General features: G+C 43.7%; 7 protein-coding genes. 4 read left to right on the forward strand and 3 right to left on the reverse strand.

Features of this window, described 5'->3' with window-relative positions; all coding sequences use genetic code 11:
- Window positions 1-134: 134 nt before the first annotated feature.
- Both BGP76_RS02700 and BGP76_RS02705 read right to left on the reverse strand, forming a co-directional pair.
- Entirely contained in the window at window positions 135-2,138 is a 2,004-nt protein-coding gene (locus BGP76_RS02700) for a glycoside hydrolase family 97 protein (protein WP_119843502.1), read from the reverse strand.
- A gap of 132 nt (window positions 2,139-2,270) precedes the next feature.
- Window positions 2,271-4,685, reverse strand: a complete 2,415-nt coding sequence (locus tag BGP76_RS02705) for a glycoside hydrolase family 31 protein (RefSeq protein ID WP_119843503.1) — start codon at window positions 4,683-4,685, stop codon at window positions 2,271-2,273.
- Between the two features lie 326 nt (window positions 4,686-5,011).
- Here BGP76_RS02705 and BGP76_RS02710 point away from each other — a divergent pair, with 326 nt between their 5' ends.
- The gene (locus BGP76_RS02710) at window positions 5,012-6,100 is read left to right on the forward strand and encodes an SGNH/GDSL hydrolase family protein (protein WP_119843504.1); all 1,089 of its coding nucleotides are present in this window, start codon (window positions 5,012-5,014) and stop codon (window positions 6,098-6,100) included.
- Window positions 6,101-6,119: 19 nt separating this feature from the next.
- Here the strand turns inward: BGP76_RS02710 and BGP76_RS02715 are convergent, their stop codons facing one another.
- The gene (locus BGP76_RS02715) at window positions 6,120-7,154 is read right to left on the reverse strand and encodes a LacI family DNA-binding transcriptional regulator (RefSeq protein WP_119843505.1); all 1,035 of its coding nucleotides are present in this window, start codon (window positions 7,152-7,154) and stop codon (window positions 6,120-6,122) included.
- A gap of 501 nt (window positions 7,155-7,655) precedes the next feature.
- On the opposite strand from BGP76_RS02715, the gene BGP76_RS02720 reads away from it, so the two are divergent.
- From BGP76_RS02720 to BGP76_RS02730, 3 genes are all read left to right on the forward strand, one after another.
- The gene (locus BGP76_RS02720; RefSeq protein WP_119843506.1) at window positions 7,656-10,667 is read left to right on the forward strand and encodes a SusC/RagA family TonB-linked outer membrane protein; all 3,012 of its coding nucleotides are present in this window, start codon (window positions 7,656-7,658) and stop codon (window positions 10,665-10,667) included.
- 23 nt (window positions 10,668-10,690) lie between these two features.
- Window positions 10,691-12,307 carry a RagB/SusD family nutrient uptake outer membrane protein gene (locus BGP76_RS02725; protein WP_119843507.1) on the forward strand — a complete coding sequence of 539 codons (1,617 nt, stop codon included), beginning with the start codon at window positions 10,691-10,693 and terminating at the stop codon, window positions 12,305-12,307.
- Window positions 12,308-12,382: 75 nt separating this feature from the next.
- Window positions 12,383-13,468 (forward strand): SusE domain-containing protein, encoded by a 1,086-nt coding sequence (locus BGP76_RS02730; RefSeq protein ID WP_158584017.1) that lies wholly within the window; start codon window positions 12,383-12,385, stop codon window positions 13,466-13,468.
- Window positions 13,469-13,584: the final 116 nt, after the last annotated feature.

Below are 13,584 nucleotides of genomic sequence, written 5' to 3' on the forward strand. Positions count from 1 at the left end.
CTCAATCTGCTAAACAAAAGTTGCTGAGCCATGACTCAGCAGGTATAAAGAAATCTTGGTGATTGGACGTTGAAAACTAACCAATGATTAATAGTACTGTATTCAACGTCCAATCCTTATCCAAGATCGGGGTATTACTTTTTAGGAACTAAACTGATCGCTGCTCCTCCACCTGGTGACAAAGTGAGCGTCAGGTTTGAAGTAGAAGTTACTTCCATTTCTTTGATTTCATAAGCTGACGGATTGGTCTGGTAGTGCGTATCTGCCGCATCTCCATAAATAGTCGCTGTGTAGGTCGTATTCGGGTCTAGGAAGGCAAAAGAGATGTCTAAGTCTCTACCTTCTTCGTTGGTGATCGATCCGAGGAACCATCTGTCTCCGTTTCTTTCTTGTCTCGCTACGGTTACGTAAGCACCGATTTTGCCATTTAGTACTTTGGTGGTTTCCCAGTCTGTGACGACATCTTTGATGTACTGGAATGCTGGATGACCCTCATAGTTTTTTGGTAGATCGTTGGCCATTTGCATCGGAGCGTAGATCACAGTGTAGAGTGCTAGTTCCTTGCCTATCGTACTTTGTACTTGCTCAGAAGTCGTTGCTACTTCTAGATCGAAAACACCTGGTGTGTAGTCCATCGGTCCCGCGAGTAGTCTAGTGAAGGGTAGTACCGTCACGTGGCTTGTAGGATTACCGCCCATAGCATTGTATTCCTGACCTCTGGCACCTTCTCGGGAGACCATGTTAGGATAAGTTCTTCTTTTTCCTGTCGCTTTGATGGGCTCATGTGCCACGATCATGGTTTTGTACTTTACTCCCATATCGATCACACGCTGAAAGTGGTTGACGAAGTACTGCCCGTGGTGGTAGATACCTGTTTTTGGTAAGGTGTCACCATTTTCTACATAACCCGTTTTGACGGCTTTCATGCCGTATTTGTTGAGGAAGTTGTAGGCATCATCGAGTTGCTCTTCGTAGTTTTCGATATCGGCACCTGTCTCGTGGTGACCGATGATGTAGACACCACGGTCTGCGGCGTATTTGCTCAACGCGTCTACGTCATAGTCAGGGTAGGGTTTGGTGAATTCAAATTTGGTACCGCCACCCATCCAGTTGCCATCCCATCCGTAATTCCAGCCTTCGACGAGTACGCCTTTGAATCCATTGGCCGCTGCGAAATCGATGTATTTCTTGACATTCTCTGTGTTGGCTGCATGTTTTGGTCCCTGGTGCCAAGTCCCTACGTTGATGAACATCTCCCACCATACGCCGACGTATTTGCCTGGTTCTACCCACGATACATCACCTAGTTTGTTTGGCTCGTTTAGGTTGAGGATCATGTAGTTGGTCATGAGGTCTCCTGGTTGCTCACCGATTTGAACAGTTCTCCATGGTGTTGAGAATGGAGCTTTCAAATAAGCTTTGACAGGGTTGGTTTTGCTGTAAGGAACCAAGTCACACTTGAGAGAATTGTCGCCTTGGTTTTTGATCACCATACTAGGATAATCGTATAGCGCCGCCTCATGGAGGTGTAGGTAGAGATCGTTGGTCGTCTCTAGTGTAAAGGGGGTGTGCACTCTCTCGATCTCGCTGATGGGAGAATTGGTATAGATGTATTCGTAGCGGTTGCCTGCATAGGCAGGAATCCACCATGCACTATGATCGCCTGACATGTTGAACTCTGTGAGTTCGTCCATCACTTTGAATTCCTTGAGTGCGTCTTGGCTTGGGAACTCGTATCTCATTGCGATTCCTTCGTCAAATGCTCTGAAGATAACGTTCAGTTTTAGCCCTTCTGGGTTTTGGAGGTTGATCGTGAGTTCGTTATAGTTGTTTCGGATGAGTCGCTGTTCGCCCCATGGTTGCTCCCAAGTGTCGTCAAATGTATTGGTACTGGTAGACACGATGGTTAACCCTTCGTTGATGGCCATGCTATCGCCTAGAATGAAACCAAGTGCAGAGCTATCTATGACAGACTTGTTTTGGTAGCTGGAGTAGTAGGCAGGCTTACCTTCTTCGGTCAGATAGAAAGTGATCTTGGTGTTGTCGTTAGGAGAGCTTACCTCTGTCAAGGGGTTTTTCTGCTCTGGCTGGCAAGCAAATAACCCTGCTAGCAATGCGATAATAGCGATTCTTCTCATTGTTTATTTATTTCAAAAAAGTATAACCTGTTGAATTTTACTGGGCAGTTTGACTTTTTCTTTAGCCCCACTCATTCTTCTTGGTAGTATTTGTTCTGTTTTCTATGCTTAATTTAAAAACTATTGATCAGGTCAAGACCATGATATTTTGATTTCATTGATCCCTAGATTTATGTCTGTATAAGGTAGTTTCGGTATATAATAGTCACTAATGCTATCCCCCAATGGATCAAAATCTGTCAAAGGGCGAATGAATCGGTAGTCTTCTTGGCCAGTTTTTAGGGTATTCAATTCTTTCATGTCATATCCATGGAAGTATATTCTAGCCTTTGAAAATACGGACTTATAATCTCCTTTTGTTTGGGTTAGTGTCAGCGTCTTTTGTTTTGGGCTAAAATGCATGGTTCGTTGATGAAACCCTCCGCCTTCAAAATCATAGCTCGTACCATCGTCCTCATAGTATACAAAACTGTTGTCTGCTTCGCCATTATAGAGGTGGATTTCTAGTTGCTCATGAGGTGTTTCTTTGGTGGTACTGACTTTGGATTGCATGGGGATTATCGCAGATTCCTTGGCGAAAACAGGTAGTTTTTCGATAGGGCACTCTACGATGGTTTCTTTGCCTCCTTCGTAGTAGTTGTCTGTGAATAGGTCGTACCATTTCCCTTCTGGGAGGTAAATTTTTTCAATTACTTTTTGACTAGAAACAGGGGCTACCAAGATGGAATCTCCAAAAAGGAATTCGTTTTCATAAGCTTGATCGTAGACTTTCTCGTCATGTGTATAATCCATAGCGAGTGATCGATTGATCGGAATACCGCTCTCGGATGCTTCGTAGAACATGGCGTAGAGATAGGGCATCAGTCTGTATCGTAGATTGATGTAGTTTCTGGAGATTTCCTCCGTATGTTCGCCATATGCCCATGGCTCGCTGTCTCTGGTATTGACGTTAGAGTGTCCTCTGAAGAATGGCGTGAAGGCTCCCATGGAGATCCACCGAGCAAAGAGTTCTTCGGTGGCATTGCCTACGAATCCCCCTGTATCGAATCCTGCAAAAGGAATCCCAGATAGTCCCATGCTATTGAGCATGCGCATGCCTAGCAGCATGTGTTCGTCTGAGGCGACATTGTCACCTGTCCAGACGGCAGCATAGCGCTGTATTCCTGCGAAACCCGCACGAGTCAGGTTAAAGGGGCGCTTGCCATTTAAGTTTTCTTTGGCACCCTCAAAGGTGCTTTTGGCCATGAGCATCCCGTAGACGTTGCGGGCATTGCGCGTACTGGCACTGTCACCATCAAAATCAAATTCGATCAACTCAGGTAATGTTTGCCCCCAAGTGGCGATTTCGTTCATGTCGTTCCAGTAGCCTTCTATGCCAAGTGCTGTATAGGTTTTGAGCTGGTTTTGCCACCAGTCTCTCGCTTTTTGGCTCGTGAAATCTGGAAAATGGCACCACCCCGGCCAGACCTGCCCTTCGTAGTTGGTGCCGTCAGGGTATTTGATGAAGAGGTCTTGTTCTAGTCCATCCTCGTAAGCTTCATATCCTTTTTCGATTTTGATCCCAGGATCACACATCACGACTACTTCAAAGCCTAAGCTTTTCAGTTTGAGAATCATACTCTCTGGATCGGGAAATCTTTCACCGTCCCAAGTGAATATTTTGTACTTTTCCATGTAATGGATATCGAGTACGATGACATCTGCAGGGATTTCTTTGTCTCGAAAGTTCTGGGCAGTACTGAGCACCTCCTTGTCAGGATAGTAGCTGTAGCGGCACTGTTGGTAGCCTAGCGACCATTTGGGCGGCAAAGTCATTTTGCCAGTCAGCGTACTGTATGCAGATACAATCTGGGCTACACTGTCATCATGGATGAAAAAGTAGTCCATATCTCCTGCGTCTGCCGAAAAACTGGAAAATCGATTGTTGGATGCGCCGAAATTGAAATGAGTCTTGAAGGAATTGTTTAGGAAGATACCGTAGGATAGTCTGCTGTGTACACCTATATAAAAAGGGACGGAACAGTAGATCGGATCTGCCTCTGTGCCATAGCCGAAGTGATCTGTATTCCAGTTTTGGAAGCCCCAGCCGCGTTTGTTTAGTGGCCCAGTCTTTTCTCCTAAGCCTATGAATTTCTCCTCAGCTTGTAATTTTTTGTATGTAGTGACTTGCTCTCCTTGCCACGAAGTACCAAAAGCAGTATCGTCCTCGTTGAGGACATTTCCTTTCCTGTCAAGAAACCGGAAACGTAAAGGAGCTTTGCTGATTTCAAGCGAAATAAGTGAAGTGGATACTGTGATCGTATCGGTTTCTTCCTTGATTTGATGCAATGAGGGTTGTGCTTTGCTCACGACACTATACTTGAGTTCGTTGAACTCATCGTTTTGCGTGATTCTAACTCTGATGGTAGATGCAGAGTAGACCTGTACTTCGAACAGTTCTTGATCCGTCTTACCTACGAGCCCACATTCAGTAGTTTGATAGTTAGTCAGACTGCCCAATGCTGCGCTCCGTGATAGAGCCCGCTTCTCGCTTTTGTTTATAATCATGAGTCTATAGGGTTAACAAAAGCAGACAAGTGTTGATTTCAAGAAGGGAATAGTAATCTTTAAAAGCAAGGTAAAGCTAGAAATAGCCTATGTGTATTGCAAGGTGTTGCATGCAGAGGGTAGGGGTTTAAGTGGTTTTTTGACTGTTATATCACAGTTTTCATGCGAAATTATCGTTTGCAACCGTTTGCGGTGAAAAGCGAATTATTTTGAATATATCTAAGCTAAGGAGATGTTAAATCAAGGGTAATTCCAGATTTGAATCGATTGGACATCTCTTTTTGCACTAGATTTATCGAACCATTATTAGAATAAAACGTCACATCATGAATCAGTGGAAAGCATTATTATTTCTCATCAGTATAACTACTTTGTCAGCCTGTTCTGATCCACAGCCTATTGTATTAGAGTTCTCTAATGGGGAGATAGATTACTCTGGAAGGATTGATAGTACCAGCGGAGTTGCTGCCGATTTGTATTGGTCAGGCACTTCGATTAAGTTGGATTTTGAAGGAGAATCTATCTCTGCATTGATGCAGGATGAGAGAGGGGATAATTATTACAATGTCATTATTGATGAAGACAGTATGTATGTTTTGAGACCTGATACGACCAAAAAGTATTATCAGTTGGCGTCCGGTCTGTCTGGAGGGAAACATAGCGTTGAGTTGTTCAAAAGGACAGAATGGGACAGAGGGAAGACGATCTTTTATGGTCTCAAAATAGAGGGGGATGCGAAGGTGTTGCCTAAATCGAGGGAAGAGAAAAAGAAAATTGAGTTTTACGGTAACTCGATTACAGCGGGGTATGCTGTAGACGATTTCTCTGGGAAGGATCGTTCGGATAGTATTTTCACCAATCACTACTTGAGCTATGCGGCGATTACGGCTAGGCATTATGATGCTGAGCGTCATACGATTTGTAAGAGCGGTATAGGGATAACGATTAGTTGGTTTCCTATGATTATGCCTGAGATTTATGACAGAATCAATCCAGAGGATCCAAGTAGTTCATGGGATTTTTCACTGTATACCCCCGATTTGGTAGTGATTAATTTGCTACAAAATGACTCTTGGTTGGTGAATATGCCAGAGCGAGAGGAGTTCAAAACCAATTTTGGTGATACTGCTCCGACGGACGAATATCTGACGCAGGCGTATCAGGGTTTTGTGTCTCAGATCAGAGGACACTACCCTAGTGCAAGTATCATTTGTATGCTGGGTAATATGGATGCAACTCAAGAAGGATCGAAATGGCCTGGTGTTGTAGAAAGTGCTGTTGATGCGCTTCAGGACGAAAATATCTATACTTATTTTCAGCCTTTCAAAAATACAAGCGGTCATCCCTCGATCGAGGAGCAGCAGATCATGGCAGATGGATTGATACAGTTCATCGATGAGAATATTACTTGGTAGAAGGAGAGGTGAAGGAAGCCTATTTCTGTGTTGATAGCGTAGAGCCACGGACGATGATGTCGGTCTTTAGGACTTGATCCACAGGAGGTAAGTCTTCGTCTTTGGCCTCTAGTTCGAGTATCAATCGACGCGCTGCGGCTTTACCCATTTCTATTCCTGGCTGGGCGATAGAGGTGAGTTGTGGTTCGGTGAGCGAGGCGAATTGCCAGTTGCTAAACCCCATGATCGCGATATCTTCGGGGATTTTGAGTCCTGCATCTTTGATGGCTTTCATGGCACCATAGGCTGCCACGTCATTGTTGGCGAAGATTGCGTTGGGGCGTTCGGATAGTTTTAACAGTTCGTTGGTACAGCGGTATCCTTCTTCAAAATCCCCCTTGCCACAATACTGAACATAGCCTTCTTCAAAGTAGAGTTTATGTTTCTCTATGCCTCGTTTGTATCCTGCCAGACGCTGCTTGCTGATGTTGAGGTTTTGTGGACCTGCTAGATGTGCAATTCTTAGGTGATTTTCTATCACGAGGTGATCTACCGCCGACTCTGCACTTTCGAAATCATTGATGGTGATGGTGCTACAGTGGAGCTCGTCGGTGGGAACTCTGTCAAAAAACACCAATGGGATATTCTTTCGTTGTATTTCACGAAAGTGGTCAAAATTGGTCGTTTCCTTAGAATAGGAGATTAGCAGTCCGTCTACTCGGTGGGCCAATAATGCCTTGGTATCGATCACTTCTTTCTCATAATCTTCATTGGATTGACAAAACATAACTGTATAGCCTTTCTTATACGCTACCTCTTCTATACCTGAGATTACGGTCGAAAAGAAGAAGTGTACGATTTCAGGAATGATGACACCTATCGTATTGGTGCGTTTGCTCCTGAGACTCATGGCTATGGTATTGGGTTCATAGTCGAGCTTTTCGGCCAGTGCATTGACTAGGCGCTTTGTTTCAGGGCTGATGTCTGGATGATCTTTGAGTGCTCTCGAAACAGTAGAGGGCGATATGCCCAGTTCTTTGGCTAGATCCTTTATAGTGACGGCTGACTGTTTCATGGTATAGTTTAAATCACAATAATATCAGAGAATGTTCAATTATCAATTGTTGGGCATCCAGGTTTGGACTAGATGTAGTTAGTATTGAATATGTGGTTGTGTAAAAAGTACAATTTACGCTTATTAGTTTTGTATGTCCAAGAGATGTGTACTGAAAAAGGGTGTTTTTGAAAAATTCGTAAAAATTGTTGAAAATATTTTTTCACCGCAAACGTTTGCGGTTTCGGTTTCGGACGAAAAAGTGCTGTTCAGGACATTGAAAACTCTTGTTTGATAAAATATTATCGCTATAATTGGATGTTGACTAAAGTGAAGCATGTGTGAAGAAAGACTATCTCCCGCCCTTCATGATTAGTAATAACCTAATCTTTTGTTAAGAATTTTTTAATAATGCCATAAGTGAGATAAGTGTCGATTTCTAAGAAAGGATAAGTATTCTTTAAAAGCAGACTTAGAATAGTACAATTATTGAAAAACTTAATTATTTTAAAATCAAAGGTTATGAAAAACTATTACCTGTTTAATTTCAGGGGACTATTGGTTTTAGGCGCATTGCTGCTGACTACAGCGATACAAGTCTATGCACAAACCAAGGTCGTCACTGGAGTAATTAAAGATGCTGAGTTAGGAGATGCCCTCCCGGGTGTCAATGTCTTGATTCAGGGGACGCAAACTGGTACTGTATCCGATTTTGATGGGAGATATTCCATCTCTATTCCTTCGGACGAAACAGTTCTCGTATTTTCTTTTGTGGGATACCAATCTAAGGAGACTACTGTTGGATCGAGATCGAACATAGATGTAACCATGGACTATGATGTATCTGCACTCAATGAAATCGTCGTAATAGGATATGGAGAAGTTGAGAAGAAGGATGCTACAGGTTCTATCGTGGCACTGGGTAGTAAGGACTTCAACAAAGGAGCAATCTCTACACCACAAGAACTAATCGTAGGTAAAGTACCTGGTGTAGTGGTCACTACTGGAGGTGGTGCTGCGGGGACAGGTTCTACTATTAGAATTCGTGGTGGATCTTCTCTGAGAGCCAATAACGATCCGTTGATCGTAGTAGATGGAATGCCGCTAGAGAGTTCTGGTATATCTGGAATGGCCAACCCACTCGCGACCATCAACCCTAATGATATCGAAACTTTCACAGTACTCAAAGATGCTTCTGCGACCGCTATCTATGGGTCTAGAGCTTCTAATGGTGTGATTATCATCACTACTAAGTCAGGTGGAGGAGACAAACTCAAGTTCAGCTACAATGGCAATGTATCGATCGGTGTACCAGTTAAGACGCTAGATGTCTACAGCGGTGACGAATACAGAGCATTGATCCAAGATAGAATCACTAATCATGGATTGACGGACGTAGCGGATAATACGCTAGGTACTGCTAACACGAACTGGCAAGACGAAATCTATCAAAATGCGATTTCTACAGATCACAACTTAAGTGTATCTGGAGGAGGTGAGATATTGCCATATAGAGTGTCTGTGGGATATACCAATCAAGACGGTATACTCAAGAAGAACAATATGGAAAGAACCAGTTTGAACGTATTGTTGACGCCATCATTGCTCAACGATAACTTGAAACTGTCTATAAATGCCAAAGGATCCATCATCGAAAATGATTTTTCCAACCCAGATGCGATTGGTGCAGCGGTACAGTTCGATCCCACGCAACCGATCAAAAACGGAAATACGCGCTATGGCGGATACACCGCTTGGACCACTGACCCGAATGATATCAATAGCTTACCCATCACGATTGCAACGAGCAATCCAGTGGCACAGCTAGAGTATCGTGACAACAAGGCGACAGGTAAAAGAATGATCTTAGGTGGTAAAGCGGAGTACAGATTACCATTTGTAGATGGATTGAAAGCCACTGTCAACGTAGGGTATGACTATTTTAACTCCGTAGGGCATGATGTGATGGATACCTTGGCGTCATGGTCATACAGAGAGCCTAGCAATCAGGTGAAAAAATACGAGCAAACAAAGGAGAACTCTTTGTTAGATTTCTATCTCAACTATAACAAAGGGCTAGAGTCTATTGATAGTAAGATTGATCTGACTGGCGGGTACTCTTACCAGCATTTCTACAACGAGGGCTTTAGTAGCAACAGACCTGTTGCCATGACTGATGGTGTTTTTGAAGGAGCCAACAGAGATGATTATAAGAATGAATACTATTTGATCTCTTTCTTTGGTAGACTGAACTATACTTTCAAAGGTCGTTATCTTTTGACGGGTACGGTCAGACAAGATGGTTCGTCAAGATTCGGTGAAGACAACCGATGGGGGCTTTTCCCATCAGTAGCCTTTGCATGGCAGATCAAAGAAGAGAGCTTCTTGAGAGATGTAGATGCCTTGGAGACTTTGAAACTAAGAGTGGGCTGGGGACAGACAGGTCAGCAGGATATTGGGGATACCTACTATCCATATATCCCAACATATACGGGTAGTCAGACAGGGGCATACTATCAGTTTGGCAATAGCTTTTATCCTACGCAGCGACCAAACGCTTATGATGCCAATATCAAATGGGAAACGACTACCACGCAAAACATCGGATTGGACTTTGGGTTCCTAGATGGCCGAATCAGTGGTTCGGTGGATGTGTACCACAGAGAGACTGAGGATCTGATCAACGAAATTCCGATTGCGGCAGGGACTAACTTCAACAACTTCCTAGTGACTAACGTCGGTTCTTTGGTCAACCAAGGGGTGGAAGTAGCCTTGACAGGTGCGATTATTTCTACACCAGACTTGACATGGGAGCTATCTGGTAACCTGACATATAATGAGAACGAGATCACCAAGATGACACTCGTGGATGATCCGTCCTATACTGGAGCACCTACAGGCGGTATCAGTGGTGGTGAGAATAACAATATTCAAATCAACTCAGTGGGTAGACCGATCAATACTTTCTACATGTTCGAGCAGATCTATGATCAGAACGGCATGCCTATCGAAGGATTGTATGTTGACAAGACAGGAAATGGCGGAAATGTATCAGGGGATAACCTGAACAAGTATTACCTCCAAAATCCAGCACCAGAGTATTTGATAGGGATTTCTTCTCGTGTTAACTACAAAGGATTTGACTTCTCGTTTTCGGGAAGGTTGAACTTGAATAATTACGTGTACAATAACAACGCGTCTAATCTTGGTATCTACCAAAACCTCTACAACCAAGCAGGCTACAACGCCAACATCTTGACTGATGTAGAGAAGACGCAGTTTATGAGGGCACAGTATTGGTCAGATTTCTACCTAGAGAATGCTTCCTTCTTCAGAATGGATAACATCACCTTGGGGTACAGCTTTGAGAAGTTCTTCACGGACAAAGTCAATGGTAGAATATCCTTTACTGTCCAAAACGCATTTGTGATCACAGACTATACAGGATTGGATCCAGAAGTATCAGGAGGAATAGATAACAATCTCTATCCAAGACCAAGAACCTACATGGTAGGTCTAAATCTTAATTTCTAAGAATCGATTTAAAAGACAAAGAGATGAAAGAATCTAAAATAATATATACAGTAGTGCTTTTCGTAAGCATACTATTGGGTGGATGTGTGAATGACCTAGATGTCAGTCCGATCGATCCAGACGTCAATACGCCAAACAACGTGTTTGACAGTGAAGAAGCGTACAAAGAGGCATTGGCCAAGTTGTATGCCAGTTATGCTCTCAGTGGTCAACTAGGTAACGGTGGAGGAGATCCAGATATCTCTGGGATCGACGAGGGATTTGGTAACTACATTCGCCAGTATTGGAGTTTGCAGCAGTTGTCTACGGATGAAGCGATCATGGCATGGGATGATGCTACGATCAAGAATTTTCACTGGCAGACTTGGGCACCTAATGATACATTTATTGCAGCGATGTACTCTAGGATATTCTATACTGTGACCATCAGTAATGAATTCATTAGAAATGTAGATGCAGCCATAGGAGATGCGTCAGGGACGTTCAAGACGGACTTAGAAGCATACAAAGAAGAAGCGAGATTTATCAGAGCATTTTCTTATTGGCATGCGATCGATATGTTTGGCAATGTGCCTTTCGTGACCGAAGAGGATCTGCCAGGCGCTTTCTTTCCAGAGCGAATTTTGAGAGCAGATTTGTTCGATTATATAGAGACAGAATTATTAGACATAGAGTCTAAAATCACTGCAGTAGGTAACAATGAGTATGCACGTGCTGATCAAGGTGCAGTATGGATGCTGTTGGCTAAACTGTATTTGAATGCCGAAGTGTACACTGGTACAGAGAGAAATAGCGATGCACTGACTTATGTAGAGAAGATCATCGGTGGAGGTTACAGTTTGGAACCTGTATATGAGAACTTGTTTCGTGCGGATAACAACCTGAGCAACGAGATTATCTTCCCGATTGCTTTTGATGGACAGAATACACAGCAGTACGGTGGGATGACTTTTCTTCTCCACGCATCTGTAGGTGGCGATATGCCGCTCAACGGAATCGATGGTGGATGGGGTGGTATTCGTGCCATTCAAGACATGGTAGAGAAATTTGGCGTATCAGAGTCAGATTTTTCGACGGCTGACCCTGAGTTTACAGCCATCACGGACAAAAGAGGAATGTTCTACTACGATCCAGCGAGCTGGGAGTGGGACATCACCAATGTAGGTACTTTCACCCAAGGGATCGGTGTGACCAAGTTCAAGAATATCAGTTCGGATGGAGGAGAAGCGCCTAATGCACACCCTACTTTTGTGAGTACTGATTTGCCAGTATTTAGATTGGGAGATGCGTATTTGATGTACGCAGAGATCGTCGTAAGAGGCGGAGGTGGAGACATGGGGACCGCGGTAGGCTATGTAAATGACCTCAGAACGAGAGCGGGTGTAGGCTCTATCACTGCTGCAGATATGGATTTGGATTTCCTTTTGGATGAGCGATCTAGAGAGCTATACTGGGAAGGACACAGACGTACTGATTTGATTCGTTTCGGCGAGTTTACTGACGGTACAGAACACTGGGAGTGGAAAGGAAACGTTCAGTCTGGTGTAGCCACTGATGCTTATAGAGACCTTTTTCCTATCCCGTCCAATGACCTCAATGCCAATCCGAATTTGGAGCAAAACGATGGTTACCCGCAGTAAAGAAGTGGACGTGTCAGTTCGGCTGGCACGCTCATGCTATTCTTTATTATCAATCAAAGACTAAAAAGAAATAAGATGAAAAATTTTATATACATCACATTGACACTGTTGGTTGGCTTAGGGCTGGTGACAGGATGTGAACAAGAAGAGGCTAAAAAAGTAGTAGATCTATCTGGTGAAAATTCTGAAGCACCGATGATAGAGAATGCAGCGACAGGGTCAGCTGATCTTAGTATGGAGACGTCTGGTGACGTATTCGAAGTATTTAATTGGACGGCTGCTGACTATGGTCAAGCCGTGGCAGTAGGCTATGTCTTGAAAATAGATATAAACTCCGATTTCAGTACAGCAACCAATCTGATGACTACTGAAGAGTTGACCGCTAGTGTGACGATCAAGCAGATCAACGATGCTGCGATCCTATTGGGTGCAGTGACAGGAGAGGAGATCGATATCTATATTAGAGTCGTGTCTCAGATCAATGGCGTAGATGAGTCAGCGATCGCATCGTCTGATGTAGTGAGAACGGTGACGCCTTATGAGGTTATCATAGACTACCCAGCGATCTACGTGCCAGGGGCGTATCAAGGTTGGTCTCCAGGTGCAGAAAACGGGAGATTGTACTCTTATGACTTTGACGCAGTATACGAAGGAATCATTCGTGTCATCGACGCAGCTAATCCTACTGGAGATGTCAGTTTTAAGGTTACTCCTCAAGCTGATTGGTCACCTACTGCTTGGGGTGGTACATTGACTGCCGCAGGTACTGGGTACACTGGTGATCTTGATGCATCAGGTGGAGATTACTCAGTAGCGGCAGGCGTATATGCTTTTACCGTAGATACTGAAGGTATGACTATTGAGATGACCAAAGTTGATGATTGGGGTATTATAGGTGATGCCACTCCAGGTGGATGGGATAACGATACTGACTTGATCTACAACGGTCAACTCAAAGTGTGGGAAATCACAGTTGATTTAGTAGTAGGAGGCCTCAAAATTAGAGCCAACGATGAATGGGTCTCTGACTATGGAGATGACGATGCGGATGGTACGCTGAATGCAGGTGGAGCGAACATCTCTGTAACCGAAGCAGGCAGCTACACGCTACAGTTCGATTTGGAAGGCTTGACCTATACGATGACTAAAAACGAAGAATAGTTTATTGAGACTACCTCAGGATTCGTCCTGAGGTAGTTTTTTGCTTTTTAGTAGGCTGATGCCTGTCTTACCCCACTTATTACTAAGTCTTTGTCAATAGTTCTTAGTTCTCATTA

Source organism: Reichenbachiella sp. MSK19-1 (assembly GCF_003590315.1).
Classification (GTDB): domain Bacteria; phylum Bacteroidota; class Bacteroidia; order Cytophagales; family Cyclobacteriaceae; genus Reichenbachiella; species Reichenbachiella agariperforans.

What these genes read in the sequence shown, in the direction of transcription:
- BGP76_RS02700 (WP_119843502.1), bottom strand. Translation starts at nt 2,138, where the DNA reads ATGAGAAGAATCGCTATTATCGCATTGCTAGCAGGGTTATTTGCTTGC.
- BGP76_RS02705 (WP_119843503.1), bottom strand. Translation starts at nt 4,685, where the DNA reads ATGATTATAAACAAAAGCGAGAAGCGGGCTCTATCACGGAGCGCAGCA.
- BGP76_RS02710 (WP_119843504.1), top strand. Translation starts at nt 5,012, where the DNA reads ATGAATCAGTGGAAAGCATTATTATTTCTCATCAGTATAACTACTTTG.
- BGP76_RS02715 (WP_119843505.1), bottom strand. Translation starts at nt 7,154, where the DNA reads ATGAAACAGTCAGCCGTCACTATAAAGGATCTAGCCAAAGAACTGGGC.
- BGP76_RS02720 (WP_119843506.1), top strand. Translation starts at nt 7,656, where the DNA reads ATGAAAAACTATTACCTGTTTAATTTCAGGGGACTATTGGTTTTAGGC.
- BGP76_RS02725 (WP_119843507.1), top strand. Translation starts at nt 10,691, where the DNA reads ATGAAAGAATCTAAAATAATATATACAGTAGTGCTTTTCGTAAGCATA.
- BGP76_RS02730 (WP_158584017.1), top strand. Translation starts at nt 12,383, where the DNA reads ATGAAAAATTTTATATACATCACATTGACACTGTTGGTTGGCTTAGGG.